Origin of the sequence: Tolypothrix sp. VBCCA 56010, assembly GCF_050875635.1 — a bacterium.
Taxonomy (GTDB): domain Bacteria; phylum Cyanobacteriota; class Cyanobacteriia; order Cyanobacteriales; family Nostocaceae; genus Hassallia.
Map to the genome: position 1 here is coordinate 1 of NZ_JBPAOH010000095.1, position 23,752 is coordinate 23,752.

At 40.1% G+C, this 23,752-nt stretch carries 16 protein-coding genes and 2 pseudogenes; 12 read left to right on the forward strand and 6 right to left on the reverse strand.

Going from position 1 to position 23,752, the window contains the following annotated elements; genetic code table 11:
* Positions 1–867 (reverse strand): annotated as a pseudogene (locus AABK37_RS26510) (hypothetical protein); the annotation flags it as partial.
* 90 nt (positions 868–957) lie between these two features.
* Here AABK37_RS26510 and AABK37_RS26515 point away from each other — a divergent pair.
* Both AABK37_RS26515 and AABK37_RS26520 read left to right on the forward strand, forming a co-directional pair.
* On the forward strand, positions 958–2,946 hold the full coding sequence (locus AABK37_RS26515; RefSeq protein ID WP_432554498.1) for a GAF domain-containing sensor histidine kinase: 1,989 nt from the start codon (positions 958–960) through the stop codon (positions 2,944–2,946).
* A 217-nt stretch (positions 2,947–3,163) separates the two neighbouring features.
* A complete protein-coding gene (locus AABK37_RS26520; protein ID WP_432554514.1) occupies positions 3,164–3,832 on the forward strand; it encodes an N-acetylmannosamine-6-phosphate 2-epimerase in 669 nt (222 codons plus the stop codon).
* A gap of 112 nt (positions 3,833–3,944) precedes the next feature.
* Here the strand turns inward: AABK37_RS26520 and AABK37_RS26525 are convergent, their stop codons facing one another.
* Both AABK37_RS26525 and AABK37_RS26530 read right to left on the reverse strand, forming a co-directional pair.
* Positions 3,945–5,201 carry a family 10 glycosylhydrolase gene (locus AABK37_RS26525; protein ID WP_432554499.1) on the reverse strand — a complete coding sequence of 419 codons (1,257 nt, stop codon included), beginning with the start codon at positions 5,199–5,201 and terminating at the stop codon, positions 3,945–3,947.
* Between the two features lie 218 nt (positions 5,202–5,419).
* Positions 5,420–6,295 (reverse strand): hypothetical protein, encoded by an 876-nt coding sequence (locus tag AABK37_RS26530; RefSeq protein WP_432554500.1) that lies wholly within the window; start codon positions 6,293–6,295, stop codon positions 5,420–5,422.
* 184 nt (positions 6,296–6,479) lie between these two features.
* Between AABK37_RS26530 and AABK37_RS26535 the strand changes: the two genes are divergently transcribed.
* From AABK37_RS26535 to AABK37_RS26560, 6 genes are all read left to right on the forward strand, one after another.
* Positions 6,480–7,361, forward strand: coding sequence for a metallophosphoesterase family protein (locus AABK37_RS26535; RefSeq protein ID WP_432554501.1), 882 nt, complete (start codon positions 6,480–6,482; stop codon positions 7,359–7,361).
* A 474-nt stretch (positions 7,362–7,835) separates the two neighbouring features.
* Entirely contained in the window at positions 7,836–8,090 is a 255-nt protein-coding gene (locus tag AABK37_RS26540) for a hypothetical protein (RefSeq protein WP_432554502.1), read from the forward strand.
* Positions 8,091–8,288: 198 nt separating this feature from the next.
* Complete coding sequence (locus AABK37_RS26545; RefSeq protein ID WP_432554503.1) at positions 8,289–8,504, forward strand: hypothetical protein; 216 nt, start codon at positions 8,289–8,291, stop codon at positions 8,502–8,504.
* Between the two features lie 62 nt (positions 8,505–8,566).
* A complete protein-coding gene (locus tag AABK37_RS26550; protein WP_432554504.1) occupies positions 8,567–8,833 on the forward strand; it encodes a hypothetical protein in 267 nt (88 codons plus the stop codon).
* Between the two features lie 134 nt (positions 8,834–8,967).
* Positions 8,968–9,486 carry a hypothetical protein gene (locus tag AABK37_RS26555; protein ID WP_432554505.1) on the forward strand — a complete coding sequence of 173 codons (519 nt, stop codon included), beginning with the start codon at positions 8,968–8,970 and terminating at the stop codon, positions 9,484–9,486.
* Complete coding sequence (locus AABK37_RS26560; RefSeq protein WP_432554506.1) at positions 9,486–9,914, forward strand: helix-turn-helix domain-containing protein; 429 nt, start codon at positions 9,486–9,488, stop codon at positions 9,912–9,914. The genes AABK37_RS26555 and AABK37_RS26560 overlap by 1 nt, the downstream gene beginning before the upstream one ends.
* 49 nt (positions 9,915–9,963) lie before the next feature.
* Here the strand turns inward: AABK37_RS26560 and pcrA are convergent, their stop codons facing one another.
* Positions 9,964–12,297 carry a DNA helicase PcrA gene (gene pcrA, locus AABK37_RS26565; protein WP_432554507.1) on the reverse strand — a complete coding sequence of 778 codons (2,334 nt, stop codon included), beginning with the start codon at positions 12,295–12,297 and terminating at the stop codon, positions 9,964–9,966.
* Between the two features lie 190 nt (positions 12,298–12,487).
* Here pcrA and AABK37_RS26570 point away from each other — a divergent pair.
* Both AABK37_RS26570 and AABK37_RS26575 read left to right on the forward strand, forming a co-directional pair.
* Positions 12,488–12,673 (forward strand): annotated as a pseudogene (locus AABK37_RS26570) (DUF433 domain-containing protein); the annotation flags it as partial.
* A gap of 592 nt (positions 12,674–13,265) precedes the next feature.
* Positions 13,266–15,341, forward strand: a complete 2,076-nt coding sequence (locus AABK37_RS26575) for a hypothetical protein (RefSeq protein ID WP_432554508.1) — start codon at positions 13,266–13,268, stop codon at positions 15,339–15,341.
* A 435-nt stretch (positions 15,342–15,776) separates the two neighbouring features.
* On the opposite strand, the gene AABK37_RS26580 is transcribed toward AABK37_RS26575, so the two are convergent.
* On the reverse strand, positions 15,777–17,447 hold the full coding sequence (locus AABK37_RS26580) for an NB-ARC domain-containing protein (protein WP_432554509.1): 1,671 nt from the start codon (positions 17,445–17,447) through the stop codon (positions 15,777–15,779).
* An 806-nt stretch (positions 17,448–18,253) separates the two neighbouring features.
* Between AABK37_RS26580 and AABK37_RS26585 the strand changes: the two genes are divergently transcribed.
* Both AABK37_RS26585 and AABK37_RS26590 read left to right on the forward strand, forming a co-directional pair.
* Positions 18,254–19,507, forward strand: a complete 1,254-nt coding sequence (locus AABK37_RS26585) for a hypothetical protein (protein ID WP_432554510.1) — start codon at positions 18,254–18,256, stop codon at positions 19,505–19,507.
* A gap of 6 nt (positions 19,508–19,513) precedes the next feature.
* A complete protein-coding gene (locus AABK37_RS26590; RefSeq protein WP_432554511.1) occupies positions 19,514–21,469 on the forward strand; it encodes a tetratricopeptide repeat protein in 1,956 nt (651 codons plus the stop codon).
* Positions 21,470–21,827: 358 nt separating this feature from the next.
* Here AABK37_RS26590 and AABK37_RS26595 read toward each other — a convergent pair whose 3' ends face one another.
* Positions 21,828–23,480 carry an ATP-binding protein gene (locus AABK37_RS26595; protein ID WP_432554515.1) on the reverse strand — a complete coding sequence of 551 codons (1,653 nt, stop codon included), beginning with the start codon at positions 23,478–23,480 and terminating at the stop codon, positions 21,828–21,830.
* Between the last annotated feature and the right edge of the window lie 272 nt (positions 23,481–23,752).

Sequence of the window (23,752 nt, forward strand, 5' to 3'; positions counted from 1 at the left end):
CCCTCCTTCTTTCTCCCTCTCTTCCCCTTCTCTCCTTTTCCTTTGTCTCCCTGCCCATCCCGGGGGCTGGGGAGATGTGAGCCAGCGCGTTGCGGAGCCACCAGCGCCGTGGGCGGGTTTCCCGACTTGAGGCGACTGGCGTGAGGTTCCCTCCGTTGTAGCGACTGGCGTGGGGATGGGGGGAAAGAATTGTTCTCCTTGTCTCCTTGTCCCCTTGTCCCCTTGTCCTCCCTGTCCTCCTTGTCCCCTTGTCCCCCACTCCCCTTGTCCCCTTGTCTCCTTGTCCCCCACTTTCCACTCCCCACTTTCCACTCCCCACTCCCCTTCATACAAACCGACACGCGGCACTACTTGGGGTAATGGGGGATTAAAAGAAGTTGAAAGGCAAATATCGGTAATATACTTGAGAGCATTGACAATATTTTCTACGCCACCTTCGCGGAAGTATTGCCATACTTGGTTTACAGCAGTTACAGAAAGGGTTGAGAAAGTGATTAAATCGGCATCAAGAGCATCGTCTCCTGGCATTACAATTAGGGTTGTGCCATTACGCTGGACAATTTCCTGCACTACTTCCAAACCGTAAGACCAGTAGGAGCGTCCTCCTAACAGTCGTAAAATTATTACCTGGGCAAATTCCAAAACTTGTTCGGCGTATGTGTCAATGTTTATTTGATTCTGTAACTGCAATAAATTGGCGACTCTTAATGCCGGAAATGTTGATGGTAATTTGGGGAATGCAGCTGCCAAAGTCTGAATATCGGTATCAGCAGCCGTAATAAATACCAAAGGGGCTGGAGTTTGTTCAAAAAAAACTACGCCTTCTGAGTTATTCCATCCTACAGATGTGGCATTTATTCGATGCATAATCTTCTATTACCGTTTTAAACTGTTGGTTAGGAAACAAAAAAAACTTTATCGCACAGCATCCAGCCCTTCTCACTCTAATTTTTGAAAATGCTTAGTTCTCCTGATTTGAGCTTTTCTCGAATTTTGCCAATAGATGTATTTAATCAGCTTGGGGAATTGTTGCAGCAGATGCAACTTGAAGCAGTGGGAAGTGCAGCTTTGGTACTGACAGAGGCTGTGCTGGCACGGATTATAAGCAAGAGTGAGAGGCAAAAGCAAAAGTTTACGTTGGTGGTTTCAGAGCAGTTTAGCGCTCTGTTGGTGGGAAACCAAGAAGAAAACGTAGGAATGTGCGTTGCGGGAAGTTTTGCTGATTTAAATGAAGTGTCTTTGCCACAAGGGGAAAATCAGATCGAGAGAGAATTTATCCCACTGAGTCCGGACGCTACATTATACGCTAGTTTGACGTTTAATTCACAAGCGATCGCCTCCTTTATCTCGCAACTGAAAAATTTGTTTGCTCATGATTCTCACACTTACCAGCACCTCGAACGCTATCTGCAAATTCCCAGTCTTAATGATGCCACGCTTCAAGGCAAATTCACGCTGTTGTTATTAGAATATCTCCTGCCGCTGCAAAATCAGTTTTTTACAGCCTCAGATACCAACTTTAATCATGTTTCTGTCTGTCAGCCAATAGAAGATGCCCTGAAAAAACAGATTTATCAAGAACGATTATTAAATCAGGTGACAACTCAGATCCGCAAAAGCCAGGATTTGCAGGTAATTATGGCAACAGCGATCGCACAGGTGCGGGAGTTTTTGGAATTAGATAGATTGGTAATCTACAAATTTGATGAATCAAGAGTTAAAAGTCAACAGTCAACACTTGCCCCATCAAAGACGCAATTACTGCATAATTGGCAGCAATATAGAGGTTGTATTGTATATGAAGCGCGTGCTACAGATGCTATTCCGTCGGTATTAAATTATCAGGAAAAAAATTGCTTTGTGCCGCCTTTTGAATGTTGGGAAAAGTATCGCCAAGGCTTTACTTTAGCTGTAGATGATGTAGAAAAAACTTATGTTTTGTCAGAGTGTTTGTTGAACTTTTTAAGGAGAACTAAAGTCCGGGCAAAGTTAGCAGCACCGATTATTTATGAGGAAAAACTTTGGGGACTTTTGATTGCTAATCAGTGCCATGATTCACATCATTGGACTGAAAGTGAAATAAATTTGCTGACTTCTATCGCTGAACAATTAGCGATCGCTATTTATCAATCTGAGTTAATGCGATCGCTGACTGAAGAAAAACAAACTCTGGAACACCGAGTAATTGAGCGGACAATGGCGCTACGCGAAGCTTTAGTTGCCGCTGAAGCCGCTAGCCGTCTCAAAAGTGAATTTCTCGCGACTATCAGCCATGAATTGCTCACTCCTTTAACTTATGTAATCGGTATGTCTTCGACTTTGTTACGCTGGCCCATAGGAGAGTTAAGTCAGCGTCAACGAGATTATCTACAAACAATCCACGACAGTGGAGAACATTTATTAGAAATGATAAATGATATCCTCGATTTATCGCAAATAGAGGCAGGAAAAGCAGTTTTAAATATTTCGGAATTTTCTTTAACGAATATAGCTCAAAGAACTGTGGAATCGTTGCAAGAAAAAGCCATAAGCGAGCAGATACAACTTAAACTAGATTTACAAATCGATTCCCAACGCGATCGCTTTACCGCCGATGTATCGCGAGTAGAACAAATTCTTTGGAATTTGTCAAGTAACGCCATCAAATTTACTCCCGAAGGTGGCAGCGTGACTTTACGTCTTTGGGTAGAAGACGACAACGCTATCTTTCAAGTAGAAGATACCGGTATTGGCATTCCGGAAGAGCAATTGCCATTACTATTTGAAAAATTTCAACAACTAGATACACCACTACGCCGTCGCTATGAAGGCACCGGCGTTGGTTTGGCATTAACCAAACAACTTATAGAACTGCATCGCGGTCGAATTGAAGTAGAATCAACGGTAGCCATTGGCTCAATTTTTACCGTCTGGATACCACAACAACCGATGAGTGTGGTTAGTTAGGAGTGGGGAGTAGGGAGTAGGGAGTGGGGAGGAGCGGAGTTAGGAGTCAGGAGTCAACAGTCAAAAGTCAGCAATTCCCTTGTCCCCACACCCGTCGCCCCTTGTCCACGCCAGACGCCTCAACGGAGGACGCCTCCGCACAGCGCTGGCTCCCCTTGTCCCCCCCTCTCCCCATCTCCCCCTCCCCCCATCCCAAGAACTCTCCCCCTCCCCTTCCATGTCAATAGAAACCCTACGCCACGGACTAATTGTCTCCTGTCAAGCGCCTGTTGATTCGCCACTGCATGAACCAAGAGTAATTGCAGCGATCGCCACCGCAGCTGTAAATAACGGTGCTGTTGGCGTAAGAATCGATACCCCAGCACACATCAGCGCCGTGCGTGAACGCCTGAAAGTGCCAATTATTGGGCTATGGAAGCAAGTTATAGCAGGAACTGAAGTATACATTACGCCACAGTTTCATCATGCGTCTGCGGTGGCGCAAGCGGGAGCGGATATTATAGCGATCGATGCGACTACTAGAAATCGCCCTGAGGGTGAAACAGTAAGCGATATTATTGCCGGAATTCATCAGGAATTAGGCAAATTAGTAATGGCAGATGTAGATACAATCGAGGCGGCTGTTTTAGCTGCAAAAGCTGGTGCTGATATTGTAGGGACAACGCTTTTTGGCTACACTGCTGCAACTAAGCATCTTGCTCCCCCCGGTTGGGAACTCCTGAAACAGATGGTAGAATTAGACATTCCCGCGATTTGTGAAGGTGGCATTTCCTCACCTCAGATGGCTCGTCAAGCTTTAGATTTAGGGGCTTATGCTGTAGTCGTAGGTACTGCGATTACCGGGATAGATTTGCAAGTCAAAGCGTATATCAGACAACTGACGTAGAAACAATCTTAGTGTTTCTAGAAAAATTTTCATCGATTGCCAAAGCGGAAAGTTCTGTTTGAGTCGTTTCGTTGGAGTGTTGACTTTTCACTCCAACCAAAGGGGTGCATCTTTATCGATTGGTATAACCTATCAATTTAGCATAGCTTTCTGGACCAAATACTCCATCTGGCTCTAGTAAATTATCTTTCTGAAATTTCTCAACAGCTGATTTTGTTAATGACCCAAAGTTGCCATCTGTTTTACCAACTTTATATCCTTTATCTTTTAGTTTTTGTTGGAGTTCTTGAACATCAGACCCGATGTTGCCATATTGCAGATAAACTAAATTGGCATAGTTTTTGCTTTTCAGGAAGTTTGCTAAAGCTTGATTATTTGTCTTCAAACCTTCAAAAAAGAATAGAATCTCGCCACGAATTCCAGAACGACGATTGTGGCGAATAGATTCCCACAAGATATCAGGAGTAATTTGATAGTTGCCAGAGCGAATTAAAATGCCTGGTGATATTTTAGATAAATTTTTTTGTTGAAAACGATCCACAACATTATCAACAAATCCTTTGTATGCATCTAAACCCTGTGTATATAGCTGAGGATGAATTAAATCGACAATTTGACGATTTATCCAAGTAGGTACGTCTTGTAAATATTCATTAAATCCAAAAGGATAAGAGCTAGGAGACATAGAAACAATCAGCTTTGGATTAATATTTTTAATTTCTCGATATAACTTTGCCAAAAAGTCATTCAAAATATTTGCCCGCCATTCAAGCCAAGGACGATTTTTGAAGTCTAAGGGTGGATCTTCTCCAAATTGATTGCGATACAATGTTTTAGTTTTGTTGTCATAGCCTCCTTCTGAAGGCATGGCTGGTAAGCGATCGTCTCCTTGCACCCCGGCTATTTGATAATTTTTTGCTACCTCTAAAAAGAGATTTAACAAAAAATTTTGAACTTCTGGATCGAGGGAATTCATCCACACGATATCATTTTTGATGAGGCGTTGTTGCTTTTTATCTTTACCTTCCCATTCAGGTTTTTTCTCGATGATATGCCCGCCATTGTTTTTATAGGCAGCAGCAAAACCATATTCAAACCAAGGAATTACCTCTAGTTTTAATGGTGTGGCTGCTTCAATCACTTCAGCTAGAATATCTCTCCCTTTAAAGGCAGGTAAAATTTCTATTCCAAAGTTCTTTTTTAAAACAGCACTTGGATAAAAAGTGTAACCATTATTCCAAACCACTGGAAAGACTGTATTAAATCCAGTGTCTGCTAAGAGTTTCATTGCCTCAACGATATTTGCTTTGGAACTCAAGACATTACTCGCAGCAGTGGTTAACCAAACACCACGAATTTTTTTCATCATCCTTCTCCCTGCATGTCTAATTTTTGATTTCGCCTTACAGAAACTATCTTCTCCGATTTGGGACTCTTTTTTACGCTTGCTGTACTAAGTACAGCATTTCATTAATACGATCGCGAATTAAACAAAGGCACTCTTGAGTGCAATGCCAATGCATCAAGAGTGCATTTGAAAACGCTACGCTTTTACGCAAAACTGTACTAAGATTAACTTTTAACTTTTTACGTCTGTCGTTTAAAAATTACCATCTCAGTACCGACGACGGGGTTACGCGCTACTAATTTATCTTCAGAGTCGGTAATTTCCAAATGGCTAAAATCCAGTTCTTTCGAGCGTTGGAAAATATCGGCGGCTAGTTTGTCTTGTTCGGATTGTTTCAGTGTGTACCAATCGTCACTAATTTTCACAGTGAGATTGCTGGTGCTAAAGTTGGCTTGTATAGATTTTATTAAACCAGAGGCAAAGCGATCGCTAATTTCTCCTACTTGATTTTCAATCGCTGCAATCAATTGTTGTTCTGGTGTTAATTCTAATATTGGTGTCGGTGTCGGTGTCGGTGTCGGTGTCGGTTCCGGTTCCGGTTCCGGTTCGGGTTCCGGTGTCGGTTCCGGTTCTGGTGGGGGAATTTCGGCTGATGGCGGCGTAATTTCGACTGGTGGCTGCGGTTCTGGTATGATTTCTGCTGGTGGCGTAGTTATAGTTGGGGATGGTGTTTCTTCCACTTGGGGAAAAGTTGCGACTTCAGCAGGTTTATTTGTTAGCAGCGTTGAAGTTGTCCAAATCAAAATTACCGAAATTGCGGCAATAATTCCTGTCAAAGCTGTATCTGACAGCTTTGCTGACAAATTCTCTGGTAACAAAGAGCGAATTTGTCCTAAAATTCCACCCCAAAAACCAGGGGTTTTCTTACTACCCGGTGCGGGTTCTGTCTCGAGTTTCTGAACCGCACCTTCTAAAGCACCAATTGTCCCGCGCAAAAGTTTGATGATTTGCGCTTTCCAAAAAGGCTGTATTTGAGTTCTTTGCTGTCTGGGTGACGTCGGTTGACGTTCTGGTTTGTTGCGTGGTGGTTGTGGATTCGGGTTGTCTTGTGACATGAAAGTTTCCTGACGTTACAGCGCGGTGCGACTCAAACGGGATAAATTTTTATAGGTAGCGCGTCTTCAGCCTTAATGTATCACCCTCCGGGGAGTGCCAGTTCGACGGAACGGAAATTGTTCCCAAAAGACTGGACTCACGATTTGGAGTTCTGATATTGCTTCATTTTAAATTGAGTCAACTATGAGCCTAAAACGCCGACAATTTTTATTATTCTCTAGTTTGAGTGCGATCGCCGCATTCGTTTCTGCTGGCAAAAGCTTCAGCCGTCAGATTAACCCCAAGTTTGCGAAAAAAGACTTGCTATTACGTTTTGTTTCTGTAGCAGATACAGGAACCGGCGCAAAAGGACAGTATGATGTCGCTCAAGCGATGACAAATTATCACAGCAAAAATCTCTACGATTTAATCGTTTTGGCTGGAGATAACATCTACAATAATGGTGAGATGGAAAAAATCGGCGAAGTCTTTGAGCGTCCCTACGCAGCTTTGCTCAAACAAAAGGTGAAATTTCAAGCTTGTTTAGGCAATCACGATATTCGCACGGCAAACGGTGAAAAGCAAGTTAAATATCCCGACTTTAACATGAAAGGACGCTACTACACTTTTAGTCGTGGACTTGTGCAATTTTTCGCGTTGGATACTAACGATAATGCAGACTGGAAAAACCAGCTTTCTTGGTTAGAACAAGAATTAAGTCGTTCTAAAGCAACTTGGAAGGTAGTTTTTGGTCATCATCCAGTGTATGCATCAGGTGTTTACGGAAGCAATCCAGCTTTTATTCAAACCTTCACCCCCCTGTTTCAAAAATACAGCGTTCAGCTTTATATCAACGGTCACGAACACCATTATGAACGCACTCGTGCGATTAATGGAACGACTTATATAATTTGTGGTGCAGGTGCGGGTAATCGTCCTGTAGGCAAAAATGAATGGACTCAATATTCTACCAGCAACTTGAGTTTTGCGGCATATGAAGTGTATGCAGATAAAATAGAAGTTAGCGCGATCGGCATTGATAACCGCGTTTTTGATCGAGGGGTTATTCCTCTCAAATCAACATAGGAATGAGCGCACGCGCTCTCCGTCTTGTAGGGGCAATTCATGAATTGCCCCTACGTAAATTCAATGGTGACGACGAAGGAAGTGCGTAAGTCCTACAACATAATAATTTATCTCTCAATAAAAATTAAACTCACATAAACCGGGTTTGTTTGAGAATTGCACTCATCAACCCGGTTTTTGCATTATTCACATTATTTTTTTGAGCGCTTCAATTTAAATATATGTAAATATAATTTGTCTTAACTACACTTTTGTTGTATGTGTTTCCCAAAAATCGCGTCTAATTAATAGTCAGTGCGATTATTTGTAACCCTGAAAGCTATGAAGAACAAGCATTTGAGTAATTTGGAAAATATAAATATCTGATTGGTGCATAATTTAAATTTGCGATGCCTATCAAATAAAAGAAGGGAAACAAAAAAAGTTCAACCTTCTACATCAACGATTTCTTTACTACCAAACACAGTGTAAATTATGGCTACCAACCAACCGAATGCTAACTATTGCGAATGCGAATTCACAGTTCCCATCAAACTGAATGTTCCCATCACCATCAATCCCCAAGTTTACATAACTTCAGTACCTTCGATTAAGCAGAGATTACCTATTTTCCTCGAACCAGACTTGTTACTGGAACCAGAAGTTCGAGCTAATGCACCTGTATGTTATCCCCAAGAAGGTTGCGAACCCAAGCAGTTACCCGCTCAACAAACATTGCCTTCAGCGTAACTTCTGCATAATTTCGTAGCGTTTTTAAACGCAGAGAGAAGTTTGAGCGGAGGTTTCCTCCGATCAAAGCTTCGGTGGGACGCAGAGTAAGCGCAAAGTAACGCAGAATTTTCTGAATTGAATTCATGACTTTCTATGTGCAATGCTGTATTTAGAAAGTCAACTCAAACAACTTGTAAATCAACAGGAGTGTAACTTATGGCTGCCTACCAACCAAATAATAACAACTGCGAATGTGAATTCACAGTTCCCATCAAACTGAATGTTCCCATCACCATCAATCCCCAAGTCTACATTACTTCAGTACCTTCTATCAAGCAGAGATTGCCCATTTTCCTTGAACCAGACTTGTTACTGGAACCAGAAGTTCGGGCAAATGCACCTGTGTGTTATCCCCAAAATGGCTGTAATTAACAACAGTCAACCAAGCAAAATAATCAACTCAAACAACTTGTAAATCAACAGGAGTGCAACTTATGGCTACCTACCAACAAGATCCTGCTAACAACTGCGAATGTGAATTCACAGTTCCCATCAAACTGAATGTTCCCATCACTATTAGTCCCCAAGTGTACATAACTTCAGTACGTTCGATTAAGCAGAAATTACCTATTTTCCTGGAGCCAGATTTGTTACTGGAACCAGAAGTTCGGGCAAATGCACCCGTGTGTTATCCTCAAAATGAATGTGAACCAAAGCAGTTAGCTGCACAAGATGTACTACAATCAGCAGAGATGAGTTAATCGTTTAATCGCTAATTGTTTGTTATGGGAAACATTATCACCACCCTGAAAAAGGGTGGTGTACCTCGTTTTGAATAGCTTTTTTGTTGATTGTACAAATTCAAATATAACAACTCTAGAATTTGTTAAAACTTATGTCTGCTTTAAATCAACCTAACTCACGTTTAGAAGGTAACAAGCTTCATATCTCTTTAATGTTAAAAGTGCCTATTGACATTGAAGTAGAATTAGGAATGTCACCGATAATCTCTCACCAAGCTAAAGGTCAAGACTTAGTTAGCCAGACAGAGGATTTAAAGTCTGCGGTGGTAATGAGTAAGGTGAATCAAGTTGAGTTTGATGAACAAGTCCGGGTTTTATCTAATCAAATAGTAACTCAACTTTTTCAAGAAGGCGAAGCGTTTTATAAGTTGCAAGAAACTCAATATCAAGATAATTTAGTACATCAAGAAAGTACTTCTACAGCAAATTATAAGAGTGTAGATATCTTGTCATCAGAAAAAAATAATGCAGCTATCGAAGAAGTTACGCATACACCAGAAAGACAAAAGAGACGCATTATAGACTCGTTAAATGATGGTTTAACTTTAGCCGTTAACGTAGTAGGAACAGCTTTATTTTTAGGCAAACTTGCTAACTATAGCTGGGAGTGATGCAACGTACCCAAGGGGTTGATATGACTAGCACATTGAATAAAGAAGAATACATTAGGCTGCTTGCCGAAATGCCACGAGTCATTGATAGCGCTCAAGAGTACAAGCGTCTATTAAATGAGGTAGAAAAACTCATGGATTTGGGCGAAAACCTGACAGCAGAACAAGTTGAAGTGTTGCAGTTGTTAGTAACAGTAATTGAGCAGTATGAAAAGAAACACTATCAATTGAAAGCTGCAACTCCTCATGATGTATTGCATGAATTAATGCTGGCACGAGGACTAAAACAAAAAGACTTACTAGAAATTTTTGGTTCGTCGGGATTTACTTCAGAAGTGATAAATGGAAAAAGAGGTATTAGCACTCTTTCAAGCCAAAGCACTAGGAGCCTTTTTTCATGTATCACCTGCGCTATTTTTGTAAGTTAAAAAATAGGGGCAACTTTTTAATAAATTTGCCCCGATAAATTGAAACTATCTACTCGACTCGTTGTAATTGTGCTACTCTGGGGTCGATTATTTTTTGACCGAGAGTGGTGAATTTAATCGCTACAGATATTTTATTACCTGAGCCAAATACGTGGGTAATTTGACCGATGCCAAAACTTTTATGCAAGACGCGATCGCCTACTTGCCAATTCTGTATATTTTGTTGCTTTCCAGGTGACACGGAAGCACCTACAGACGGACTTTTGGTGATTTGGCTAGTCTGACGCGCAGTGGTAAGTAATTCTTCTGGTAATTCGTTGAGAAATTGCGATCGCACTGCTGGTTCTCGATTTCCATAAAGACGACGTTCGCGAGCATGTGATAAATATAACCGCTCTTGTGCGCGAGTAATACCCACATAACATAAACGACGTTCTTCTTCTAAAGCTGTTGGATTATCTAAAGAACGATAGTTAGGAAATAATCCCTGCTCTAACCCTACCAAAAAGACAACCGGAAACTCTAATCCTTTAGAAGAATGTAAAGTCATCAAAGAAACCGCTTTTTGTCCTTCTTTTAAGTTATCCAAATCCGAACTCAGAGAAGTACTTTCTAAAAAAGCACCTAATGAAACATCTTCGTTTTCTTCTTCAAATTGCAACACCGCGTTATAAAGTTCTTTGACGTTTAGCAAGCGGTTGTCAGCTTCTTCTGTACCTTGATTTTGCAAATCTTGAACGTAACCAGAAGCTTCTAGCAATTTTTCTACAATCTCGGAAACGGGAACTGTGCTGACTTGTTCTTGCAATTTGCGAATCATTTGAGCAAAATTATTTACAGCTTTCGCAGAACGTCCAGCTAATGTATTAACTGATGTCTCGTCGATAAGTATTTCCCACAATGTTGTGCCTAATTGTTGAGCCGCGTTTACCAAAGCGTCGATGGTGGCTTTACCAATACCGCGTCGAGGAGTGTTAATAACTCGTAATAAACTGAGAGTGTCCGATGGGTTTGCGATCGCCTTTAAATAACTTAATACATCTTTAATTTCTTTGCGATCGTAAAATTTCAATCCTCCCACAATTGTATAAGGAATTCCGGCTCTCACTAAAGCTTCTTCAAAAGGACGAGATTGAGCATTGGTGCGATAAAGTATGGCAAAATTACCCCAATTCACTTCGGGATTTTGCCTTTCTAAAGTGCGAATTTGATTAATTACAAATGCAGCTTCAGCGATTTCATCATCTGCTTTGTGACAATAAATTTGTTCACCGACTCCCCGCGTCGGTTTGAGGATTTTATCAATTCGTTGAGTGTTATTTTCTATTAGTTGATTCGCCGCTTCCAGAATATTTTCGCACGAACGATAATTTTCTTCTAATTTTACCATTGTGCGGGTATCGTCGTCTGGCAAATTATCACCAAAGTCTTGCTGAAACTCAAGTAATATCGTAAAGTCCGCCATTCTAAATGAATAGATTGATTGATCTGCATCACCGACCACAAAAACCGAGCGATCGCGCCAATCCCATTCACTCTTATTATTTTCACCGTTCGTTACCAACAAGCGGATAAGGTCGTACTGAGTGCGGTTAGTATCTTGATATTCATCTACAAGAATATGGCGGAATTTCCGATGCCAATAACTTAATACTTGTTCGTTTTGCTGAAACAGTTTGACAGGAATTAAAATCAAATCATCAAAGTCAAGAGCGTTGTTTTGTGCTAACCTATCCTGATAGCAACTATAAACTTCCGCAACGACTCTTCCCCAATATTTAGGGTTCTCTCGTTCAAATTCTTTAGGCGATAAACCTTGATTTTTGGCGTTACTAATCGCGTAACGTACCGAACGCGGTTCAAATTTCTTATCGTCTAAATTTAACTGCTTGGTAACGATTTCTTTGACAAGACTTTGAGAGTCAGAGTCATCAAAAATCGAGAAATTGCGATTCCAACGCCGTCCTTTTTCATCTTGATATTTTTCAATATCGAAGCGGAGAATGCGAGAAAATAAACTGTGAAAAGTTCCACACCACAAATCTTTGATATAAATGCGATAAACTTTTGACTTTAGTTGAATTTGTTGATATTCTGTTAACAAATCAAAACGTTCACCGTATTCTGACATCGCCAACTGTTCGGCAAAAAGCTTTTGAATCCGTTCTTTCATTTCTCGTGCGGCTTTGTTAGTGAAAGTAACCGCCAAGATATTTTCTGGATCGACACGGTGTTTGAGAATCAGATTAGCAATGCGATAAGTCAGCGCTCGTGTTTTACCCGAACCGGCGCCAGCAACAACTAGCAGCGGACCGCAAAAGTGTTCTACGGCTTGACGTTGGGATGGGTTAAGGTGACTGAGAAAATCAATTGTTGTCGTCATGGGTGTGAGGAGTGCGTATGACTAGGATACAAGCCGCAGCATCTCCCGCTTGAGAATCGCTGCTATACAATTGGTATTTTAGCAGCGTCTCCCCTCAGCTTTTTGCGCCCGCCGCATTCGATGCAAAGGCGATCGCCACTTAAAATAACTTATGGGGTAGCTTCATAATGAATGCACTAAAATCAAAACTATGAAACAATTAACTAGAATCACCCTCAATCCAGAAGTGATGGGTGGAAAACCCTGCATTAGAGGGTTGCGAGTTACTGTTGGTACTATAATCGGGCTGATGGCATCGGGGCATTCTCCAGCAGAAATTTTGCAGGCTTATCCCTACTTAGAAGAAGCAGACTTGTATGAAGCTCTTGCTTATGCAGAAGACGACAAAACCCCCCAACCTGCACCAAAAGAGAACTCAGATTGGGATAAGCTCAGACAGTTGATTAAAGATTCTCAGGTTGATACTGGTATTGACGATTTAGCACATCAACATGACCATTATCTATATAAAACGCTGAAGCGAGAAGAATAAACCTTGACTCATACTTGTACCTAACCGAATAAACCCGGAAAAGACAAATAAAATCTGCAAAAATATGACAATACACGAAGGGGTATATTTAAGTAGACTAAAAAATACTAACTTAACTAAGTTACTCAGTAATATTACAAGTATTAATCATTAAAGATAGTTTACCTGACTTGGAACAAGCGGTACAAATAGCCTTTCAAGCTTGCTTTCCAAAACTATTATAGTTACTAATTTTACATTTTCAATAAGGAATGCATCCCTTTGCATTTGGTCATGGAATTGACACGTATTTTTCCAAGTGAAAGATAAGAGATACCCTTGTGCTTAAACAGTTACAAAGGATATTTCTACGTAATATTACTAAATGTTACGTAGAAACACTAATTTGTACATTAGTCTTTTACACTGATAAAAGCAAAATATGAGGTGATTAATTATGCTTCAACCAAGAAATAATTTATTTAAAATTGCAATACCATTTTTCTCATTATATATAGCGTCAATTTTGATTATCATAATTTTTGGATATATCATCAAAAATCAAAAACAAAAAGAAGAATACGAAAAAGAAAACAAACAACTCATTTCATGGTATCAAAACTTAGATGAAACAAAAAATTCAAGCAATTTTCCATCATTTATAAAACAAGCACAAAAAAAAATACCAAAGATATTAAATAGTCAAAAAGTTACTGAAAAGATACAAGAAAATATATATTATAATTCTGAGGGAAAATTACCAGAACAACCACCTTGTGTTGAGTGGAATCAAAATAATAATCCGGTTAAAGCTTGCTACCATTATACTAGCTTAATCAATTTTAAAGTTAATAATAGTAATATTAATATACAATCAGAAAAATCAGATCCAGTTTTTCAAAATTTTACTCAATATATGATAGATAAAATTAAACCACAATTGTTAAATAAGACAAAACATAGTGATGAAAATACAGATAATTTAGATATTTTTAGTAAAACTTTAATTAAAGATTTAACAAAAGATAAAGATGACGAAACAAATGACAATAAAGATAAATACTCAAATATGTTACCCTACCTAAAAATTAATAATATTTATATTTTTAGGAAAAAGACAGGTTTTATGCTTTCTTATCCATTGACTGGTGAAAATTATGAAACTAAGAAAAGGCTCGATTATCAAAGTAGACCTTGGTACAGAACTACTATAGGAAAATATGAAGATAACTATTATCCTTCAGATTTTATTAATGAAGATAATTCGTCGGGACTTACAAATCTTTATATAGATATAAACGATAAAGATAAGTCTAATGGAATTAGAACTTTATGGTACAAATTTAAAACTACTAATAATAAAACTACTAAAAATGAAGAATATATTTTATGCGTAGATTTGTTTTTTGATAACAGTAGTCAATTATCAAAACAAGAAAATTTACACAATTTATTAGAAGAATCTATAAAATCAGGGTTCAATTTAAATAAAAATGATAATAATTGGTGGATATACTTATTGCTCTTTAGCATTATCCCCGCTTTAATCTTATCTTTAATATATGAATTGAAAATCAAAGATATTCTTTTAAGAAGAATATCTGAACATAATGCCAATAATTTAATACAAATAAAACTGAAACTAGAAAACCAACATTATGCTAACAGAAATGCAGATGAAGAAATAGAATTTACTGTTGAAGGACAAACTAAAGAAATAAATCAAAGTGAACAATCAACGGAAGCTAACTGGTCTTTCAACATACAGAGTATACAGGTTGGTATTAAGAAGAATCAAAGCCGTACAAAACAAAGAGAAGATATTTCCAAGTATGTATTTACCAAAAAATACAATCTAAATATGAGTCAAAATAAACCTCAATATAGATGTATTGAAACTTGGAAAGTAGTGTTAGAATCTAAATCAGGTAACATTGAACATCAACAAATCGGTTTCTTTGTAGCAAATTGGAATACTAGTAATAGTGCAGATATTCAAGAAGGATTAGATATACAATCAATATATTGGGAAAAAGAATATGAAGAATACCTAGGTATTATTAAAGAACAATTACGTGAACATTTACTTATAAGTGACGAAAATGAATTAGTAGCTATTTTAGATACTAATTATAGTAAACGGCAAAATATACCCTCATTTATTACAGGAATTGATAGCTTAAGAAAAATAATTAGTAGCAGTGAATGTTTAAAACAAGGAAAGATTGTTTTTTCGGAAGTTGAAACTCTGACTGAATTATATAAACGAGGTTTGGTTACAGTTAATTCAATTTGTACACTACATTTTATCAAAAAGTTAGTAGAAAATAAGAAGTTAAAAGATTTCTTTCAAACTCAAGTAAATGAAAGATTTCTGATTGAATATAAACAAGATGAATTCAGGGATTTTTATAATTCACTTGATGATGAAAGTAAATCAGAATTGATAAATAAATCTCCATTTCAAATCATGGTCTATCAACCCAATATTAATAACATAGTTAGCGAACAGGACGATTTTTGTATAATTTAAATCAACAACAGTCCTAAATTAGTAGCTTATACTTTTACAGATAATAGATATTCAAATATGGGTTGGGTGGGTTGGGTAAGTTGGCGAGAAGTAGATATCAGATTTTATGATGAGTTATATAGATGTCAAAAAGATAAAAAACATAGAATTCAAAATATTCAAACATATTTAAACTGAGAACACTTTAAAATAATTTCCTATGCCTCTAAAACAGACGAAGAAACAGAAATCGTAATTTACCCAAACGAGGAATAAAAATATTCTTGATGAAGGTTGGGCGTTTTACAGTCAGCGTCCTGATAAAGATTGGGGGTTAACTGACTGTATCAGTTTTGTAGTAATGACACAGGAGGGAATTACTCAAGCTTTTACATCCGATCGCCATTTTCAGCAAGTAGGATTTGTCAAACTGTTGTAAATAAAAGTTGAAAGCAATCATTGCATTTCTCTGAGCAAATTCAGTAAGTTGTGTTCTGCGTATGCGATCGCTTCCCCAGAATACCCACGCAGCAATGAGTGCAAATTTTTCAAATGCATCTCTACCCTGCTTGCGTCTTTGAATTTCAGGTGCAGACGTTCTTTAATCCGTGTCAGGATAAAATGTACTTGAATCGCTTTGATGTTGTCAGCCTCATCTTCCTTAACTAGTGCATGAATTCTTAGCAACCCTAGCTTTTCGATAGAGTTAGCTTGCATCGCTTCAATTATATCTTGAACAATTTGTTCGATGAATTGATTGATGACATAGCTCATCACTACAGGTTCAAGAGTGAATAAAGTTTCATGGTTACAGCAAGACGTTTGTTTTTCAATCAGCGCAGACGTAGTTTTATCAATTAAACATCGCCTTCCTAGAGATTCTAGCGCAGCCAGTAATTCCGAACATGACACCCCAACCCCTAAATTAGTTTTTAATTGAGCCAGTGAAATAGGCTGATATTCAATTGCCAACCAGTACAAAATTGTCTTTTCTAAATCAGACAAGCGCTCAAAATGTTGGTTCAGAATGTGAGAAAAAATATCACCAATTACTAAAGAGCTTTGTCCGATAAACTCAGTAATATTACCATTAAATAAATCTTGAATTGTGGTAGCAATAGTTTTTAAGGCGCTGGGATGACCTCGGTATATTTCAATTAACTCGTCTAACTTTTTCTCTGTATCATAAAGACCTTTGGTAGCCAAAAGTTGTTTAGCATCTTTTGGCTTTAAGCCTTTAACTTCTAAAACACGTACAGGTGAAGTTTCACCAGCTTGAAAAACAACTTCTATAGGTTTTTCCCGACTAGCTAATACTAATGTGCTTTGGTGGCGTTCTCCTCCCACTCGTTTGAGAAATTCACCGTAATCTTCATAGCCTTGACGATAGTATCCAGCGATATCTCCACCGCGCAAAATTGTCTCCCAATCATCTAGGATTAGCAAACAGCGGTGAGTTCGCAATCTTTTTAACAAAAGCGATATTTGAAGATCGATTGTTGTCGGTAGTGTTTCTAATTCGCTGCCAAAAAATTGATTTAAATCTGTCAAAATTGCCAATAATGAAGGTGCATAGTGAAGACTTCGCCAAATCAGATATTCAAACTCACCTTGAATCTGTTCTGCTAATTTAACGGCAAGAGATGTTTTGCCAATTCCCCCCATACCCAACAGCGTCACTAAACGGCAACGGTCTTGTACTATCCATTGATTGAGGGTAGCAAGTTCATCAATGCGACCAAAGAAAACAGAAACATCAATTGCCTCACCCCAATCACAATGATGAGTTTTCAATTCTGAGTTAGGAGTTATTATTCTCTCTATCACGTTAGGTGTTAGTTGCCGTTCCAAGGCTACCTGAAAATTCGTTTTACTAACCTTTTCTCCCAGTACTTCCGAAAGTAGTTGCCATAATTTGGGACCAATATCTTGTTTTAAGTAGTCAACAGTATATCCATAAGCTTCTGCAATCTCGTGATACTTATGACCTTGCCACGAACCGCGAAGTATTGCCACTTCAATATCTTTTAGATGCCTTTTTCTCTTGGCAAAAACTGCTGTATCGACAACTTTGAATGCTTCTTCAAAGTCCATTGTTCCGACGTACATCTCACTACAGTGATACATATTAAATTTGCAACTTTCCGGATTTGTTCCTTGTGTTGCGTAAATAGCGAATAATTCAAGACAAATCCCTCTGCCTGATAATGTTATTTGTAAATAGGGAAATCGTCTGAGTACTATTCAGCACTTACACATTGACAAAAATTCGATTATGTTAATCAGACTTATTAAATTCCTTCTTTAATTAGATGCAAGCAAAATTAACTTATGCAGTGCCTGAGATATAAATGAAAAGTTTTTACGTTCATCTGACTATTGCCCAAGCGCACCTAAGTTAACACTGGCTCGTCACGCATACAATAATGGATTTGTCAAGTTGTAAGCCTTACTATTGTAAAAAAGTTGCTGATACTTTCGCAGTACCCTCAAGGGTAATATTCAGTTGGAGTGTTGCAGAAAAGACTTCAATTTACAGCACCTGAATTTTTCTGACTTTTTCTGAACTAAGCTGCGTTTTGCAAATGCGATCGCCGAGATAAAAGTCCTTAACTTATCCATATCGACGGTTGAGAGTTTCTAAGCGAACCTATTAGTAACGGTTCAGAAACAAGCTTTATTTAGCAGCTGAACCACCAAAAAAGTCACAAACAAACAGGAGTTCAAATTTATGAAAACTATCACATCCACAAAGCAAGAACTGAAATCGATGAAGAAATTCGTCATCCGCGAAGCCGAAACACTCAAAACCACCGCAGCAGCTATGTATGGTCCTAGTTGTAACTAATTGCGTATTGGTTTAAGTTAAGTGCTTATGATTGGAACCGCCATCCCTAGGTGGCAGTTCCAATTACTCTTGAAGGAAAGTATCAATGGGGCAGTATACAGGCGACATGCTTGTTGCGGTTTATCCGTTTACTCGGCAATCTGAGGGGGAGGAGGTTGTCATCGGGCGTACAGATACCGCTGTTTTTTTGGTGTTGCCGTCTGATGCTGTAGAACTGCTGGACTATCTGGCGGACGGTAAGACGGTAGCCCAAGTTCAATCACTTTATCAGGAAAAATATGACGAGGTTCCTGATATCGAGGAGTTACTGGACTTTTTGGAGCGTAAAGGATTTGTCCATCCCCTAAAGAAGGATGAGGTTGCTCAAACAGATGTCGCGATGAATGCGGCATTTGTCTCAAGCTTTGAAAAACCAACTCAATTACGCTTTCACTTCGCTAACTTCCCACGATCGCTAGCCCAAAGATTATTCAGCCGTCCGGTATTGATTAGCTGTGGTGTTTTAATCGGTCTAGCCTTGTTAGCGATCGCTCTCCAGCCTTCTATTGTACCAGGATGGGGGGCGCACTTTTTCCAGAAAAACTTGACGCTGATGCGTTTGGTTCTAATCGCAATGAGCTACCTGGTGCTTTTTTTACACGAAATGGCTCATTTAATTGCTGCGCGAGCCGTTGGTGTTTCCTCTCGCATGGGTATCAGCAATCGTCTTTGGATATTGGTAGCAGAAACGGATATGACCGGGGTCTGGGCAGTGCCTAGAAATCAGCGTTATTTGCCATTCATCGCTGGTCCACTGCTGGATGCAGTTTCAGCTTCCGTCCTGACTTTACTGTTGTTTGCCCACAGTCACGCATGGCTGGTGCTGCCTCCGGTTATTTTCCTACTGAGTCGAGCGATGTTGCTGACTTATCTGCTTGGTCTGCTTTGGCAATGTTACTTTTTTGTCCGCACCGACTTTTATTATGTCATTGCCAATTTCTTCAGATGCAAAAGCTTGATGAAAGATACGGAAGTATACCTGCGTAACCAATTAGCTCGATTCATTCGCTCGGTAGGCAAGGTAAATCAGTCTCACATCCCGGCATTTGAGAGACGTGTGATTCGCATTTATGCAATTCTCTGGCTCGTCGGTCGCATTGCTGCTTTCGGAATCTTAATCTTTATTAGCATTCCGTTGATGTGGCATTACTATTTGGCTGTTTTCGGTGTTTTAAGTGCTGGATATTATGCCAGTCCTTACGCCTTTATTGATGCATTGTTAATGCTATTGCTGGTTTTTACTCCCAGAGGTATCGGCTTCTGGCTTTGGATTCGTAGTTTTCGTATAGCAAAGAGGTAATTATTTATGGAGTGGCAGCATAACATGCCGACACAACCCTTAAACTGGGCTGGTCAGGTGATTTTGTTAGAAGCAGAACCCGGTCAATGTCGTCGCGATCGCCTACAGCAATGTCTCCACCAAGCCCAAGCTAGTGGGGCATCTACTTGGCTGTTATCATGCGATCGCGATCGAGGCGGTCCTTGGGCTGGTTTAAAGGTTCTGTTAAACGATTTAATCCCCAAAATCCAGGCTGAAGCACCGGATTTGCTCATTAAGCACGATTATGAGCTAGCCAGTGTTTTACCTGGCTTAGGGCGAACAATATCGGTTCGCAACCCGACTTTGACGGACACGGCTCCCAAGAACGAGCGCGTGCGTAACTACCCGGCAGACCGAGCTTTTCGCATCGTGCATGGACTTATCGACCTTTTGGCTGCTTGGCACCAACGTTTTGATAGTTCTCCTTGGGTGATTGCTTGCGATCGCTTCGACCATGCCGGCGCTTTGGCACGCCGTTTTTTTGTTGAACTAATGCGGCGTCGCGGTCAGCAATTGCATTTGACTCTGGTCGTTGCTACTGACCCAATCAACAGTGAGGCTGTAGTCGGTCAATTTGACCCCAAATACCTGGGACAGTGTGTCCGATTAAACTTGCATCCCGATCCACCCACCTGCGTCAACCAACAGGAAATAACTCGACTGGCTGAAGAACTTGAACATAAGGTAGGGGAAGATGCGATTGAGCTAGAGATACATTTGCCAGAGTTAATCCGTTATTACCAGCTTAGTAACCAGCCAGAAAAGGCTTTGAAATATCAACTTCATGCCTGCTCAATCTATCCAAAACGCGGTTTTTACGAGGATGGCTTAGTTTATTGTGAGGCTGCCTTGCCAAAGTTAGAGCGTTACTGCCCAGATGACATAGAAAAGCACTGGATTATCTATTTCAAGGCATACAACTGTTATGCAGCCTTGGGCAAGCCTTTGCAAGCCCTTGAAGTGATGGAAACAGCTATAACCAAGTTAGATGCACCCGAATACCTTTATCATTGCTGCTACATGATGGCGATGCTGTACGCCCGCTTTCTTCCAGAACGTGATTTATCTAAGGCTGAAGCATATCTGGATCGAGGCTTAGAAGAATTAGCACGAGCTGACATACCGCAGTACACAAAACTTTTTCAGACTGCTTTTAACCGCAATGGGTTGGCGTTAGTCCGGCAACGCCAAGGGCGATCGCATGAGGCTATGGAAATTTGTCAGTCGTGCTTTGAGCAACTCAATGCTCATCTCAAACCAAATGAACATCTTCTTCATCGGTCGGTCTTGCTTTATAATATTGCTCAGGTTTATGCTGCTATTAATTCTCATGAACAGGCGATCGCCTACCTCACGGCAGCGATGGCAATGGACTCCAATTATTCCGAATACTACAACGATCGCGGCAACTTGTACTTTAAGCTCGGTCGCTTCGAGGATGCTCTTAAAGACTACACCAAAGCGATAGAGTTGAGTCCCCCTTATTGGGAGGTTTGGTCAAATTTAGGACAATGTTATAGACATTTAAGTAAAATCACTGAAGCTTTAAATGCTTTTTCCACCGCTATTGATTTAGATCCAAATCAATTTTCAGTTCTGCTAGCACGCGCTGAAGTATTTGAGATGTTAGAGCAGCCGGACGCAGCCTTGGCAGATTATAATGCAGCATTAGCTTTGGATGCCAACCAGCCTCTAGCACTAGCGAACCGTGCTATTTTACACTACGATGCCGGATGCTATGAAGAAGCTTTGGCAGATTTAGAAAGAGCGATCGCTCTCTCACCAGAAACTGCCGATTTATACCAAAATCGGGCAGTAGCATTAACTTCTTTGGGACGTTTTCAAGAAGCAGCACGGGATTTGAAGACTTACCTACAGTTGTGTCCTTTTGCCGAAGATCGTCTTGAAGTGGAAAGCCAGCTATTAGCTCTGCTTTCCTAGCTATTAGACTTCTTGCAGAAGTCAGGGGAAAGGGAAAAGGGGAAAGGGGAGGCAGTGCGGTCTTGGGGTTTCCCCAAGTGGAGCATCTGCCGTGAAAGGGATAAGAAGAACATGTATTTATAGAATGAATGCAAGAGGTCTATTGAAGAAAATTAGGAATGAGCCGAAACAATAAAGTCTTGTAGGGGCAATTCATGAATTGCCCCTACGTAAATTCAAGCTTTGACGACATGAGTGCGTAAGTCTTAAAAATAAACCGCGTACAAACTGGATATAGCGGTTCTCGAATGTTCGTTGGGGTTCCAATCCCCAACTAACATTGTCCCCTACACCCTATACCCTACCCCCTACACCCCGTTCAATCTTTCTCACTAAGTGGCAGACGGACAACAAAAACAGTACCAACTCCCGGCTCACTTTTCACAGTAATTTCACCACCCATCATCAAGCAAAAATGGCGACTAATTGCTAATCCCAATCCAGTACCGCCATACTTTTTCGTCGTTGAAGTATCGCCTTGAGTAAAAGGCTGAAATAGTTGCCGTTGTTGACTTTCAGTCATGCCGATGCCTGTATCGGCAACGGTGAAAGTAATCATACCTAAAGGTGCGTATGGTAATAAATATTCCTTATCTCTTTTAATTGCCAGCGTCACCTTGCCGTTAGTGGTAAACTTTGCGGCATTACTCAGCAAATTTAACAGCACTTGCCGCAGCCTAGTTTGATCGGCATACATCGTGCCAAGTTCGCGATCGTAATCGAGTTCTAAAGTATTGCCATTTTTTTCTACCGCCGGCTTGACTGTTGAGATGACGTTATTAATCAGCATGGCAATTTCAAACGTCTCCGGATAAAGAGTCATTTTCTCGGCTTCTATTTTCGACAAGTCGAGGATATCGTTAATTAGTTCGAGTAGATGCCTGCCTGCGGAGTTGATTGTTTCCAAATCTATGATAAAATCTCCGGTCACACCTAAATCAACCGCATCATCTTGCAAAAGTTGGCTCAAACCGATCACAGCATTTAATGGTGTGCGTAACTCGTGACTGACATTTGCCAAAAATCGGCTTTTTGCCTTGTTAGCAGCTTCTGCTTGTTCTTTAGCTTGTTGTAGTTCTTTAGTGCGCTGAGATACGCTCTCAATCAGATGATTGAGAGATTTAGCTAACAAGCCAATTTCATCTTCAGTGGTGATGGGAGCTCGCAAATCAAAATTAGATTTTCTCGCCACCTGTTCGGCAACTTGAGTGACAACGATTACAGGTTCAGCGATCGCTCTGGAAGTTCGCCATGCGATAATCGCGGCGATCGCTACTGACACTAACATGCTGAGGATAACGATAAATCTCTCAACTTTTTTCGTCTGTTCTACATCTTCTGTGCTTTTATCCTCTTTCTCTTGGGCACTTTGCAAGATGTTAGCCAATCTTTGAGAAAGCTGATCTAGCCGTGCGGCTTTTTCACCACGCATAACTGCCAACAATTTTTCTTGGGCTGTAGAAAGTTCCGTTTGTTGCACTTGCGGCTTGTCAATTTGCTGCAAAATAGGCTCTATTTCCCCAACATATGCATCTAAGCTAGTCGCGTAATCCTGCAATAAAGCCTGCAAACTTGCCTGACTGGAAGCTAACTTCTTCGGTTTGCTTTCTATAAAGCTGACAATTTCTGGTGTCAATTTCTTCGCTCTGTCAACACTCTGGAGAAATTCGGCGTTTGTGGCAGCTAATCGTTCTTTTTCTCGGACCACAGCAACCAAATTTGAGCTATGCAATTGCGCTCCTACTACCGCATTTTGATAATCAGACAGTAGTTGTCCTTGGTGGTGAGCTTGATTTAATTGGATGATTCCTTGTCCCCGGTAGGAATTAGCGATTACCAATCCGGTAAGCGAACCGAAAAAGCCAATCCCAATTGCCAGAAAATACCCATAGCCAATTTTTTGATGGATGCGCCATGAGCTTGCTTTAAGTTTCCCTCTTGAGGGAAATTCTATAGTAGGGAGTTCATCCATCGATGGCTCTTCGGCTGACACTGTTTTACTTTATAAATTATTGTCAATAGCTGATTGCAGCAAGATAAACGACAGTATACTCCATCTCTAGCCTAATATAGCAATTGCGCCAGTTCTACGCCTGCACTCATAAAGCAGCAAACTGCGTTCAGCTTCGCCGATTAATCTGATTTAGGACTTACGCACTCATGTCGTCAAAGCTTGAATTTACGTAGGGGCAATTCATGAATTGCCCCTACAAGAATGCGCTCATTCCTATGATTGTGAAAAAA

Bases quoted from the DNA above. Each gene is read 5' to 3' on its own strand.
- AABK37_RS26515 (WP_432554498.1), top strand. From the start codon at position 958: ATGCTTAGTTCTCCTGATTTGAGCTTTTCTCGAATTTTGCCAATAGAT.
- AABK37_RS26520 (WP_432554514.1), top strand. From the start codon at position 3,164: ATGTCAATAGAAACCCTACGCCACGGACTAATTGTCTCCTGTCAAGCG.
- AABK37_RS26525 (WP_432554499.1), bottom strand. From the start codon at position 5,201: ATGATGAAAAAAATTCGTGGTGTTTGGTTAACCACTGCTGCGAGTAAT.
- AABK37_RS26530 (WP_432554500.1), bottom strand. From the start codon at position 6,295: ATGTCACAAGACAACCCGAATCCACAACCACCACGCAACAAACCAGAA.
- AABK37_RS26535 (WP_432554501.1), top strand. From the start codon at position 6,480: ATGAGCCTAAAACGCCGACAATTTTTATTATTCTCTAGTTTGAGTGCG.
- AABK37_RS26540 (WP_432554502.1), top strand. From the start codon at position 7,836: ATGGCTACCAACCAACCGAATGCTAACTATTGCGAATGCGAATTCACA.
- AABK37_RS26545 (WP_432554503.1), top strand. From the start codon at position 8,289: ATGGCTGCCTACCAACCAAATAATAACAACTGCGAATGTGAATTCACA.
- AABK37_RS26550 (WP_432554504.1), top strand. From the start codon at position 8,567: ATGGCTACCTACCAACAAGATCCTGCTAACAACTGCGAATGTGAATTC.
- AABK37_RS26555 (WP_432554505.1), top strand. From the start codon at position 8,968: ATGTCTGCTTTAAATCAACCTAACTCACGTTTAGAAGGTAACAAGCTT.
- AABK37_RS26560 (WP_432554506.1), top strand. From the start codon at position 9,486: ATGCAACGTACCCAAGGGGTTGATATGACTAGCACATTGAATAAAGAA.
- pcrA (WP_432554507.1), bottom strand. From the start codon at position 12,297: ATGACGACAACAATTGATTTTCTCAGTCACCTTAACCCATCCCAACGT.
- AABK37_RS26575 (WP_432554508.1), top strand. From the start codon at position 13,266: ATGCTTCAACCAAGAAATAATTTATTTAAAATTGCAATACCATTTTTC.
- AABK37_RS26580 (WP_432554509.1), bottom strand. From the start codon at position 17,447: ATGTATCACTGTAGTGAGATGTACGTCGGAACAATGGACTTTGAAGAA.
- AABK37_RS26585 (WP_432554510.1), top strand. From the start codon at position 18,254: ATGGGGCAGTATACAGGCGACATGCTTGTTGCGGTTTATCCGTTTACT.
- AABK37_RS26590 (WP_432554511.1), top strand. From the start codon at position 19,514: ATGGAGTGGCAGCATAACATGCCGACACAACCCTTAAACTGGGCTGGT.
- AABK37_RS26595 (WP_432554515.1), bottom strand. From the start codon at position 23,480: ATGGATGAACTCCCTACTATAGAATTTCCCTCAAGAGGGAAACTTAAA.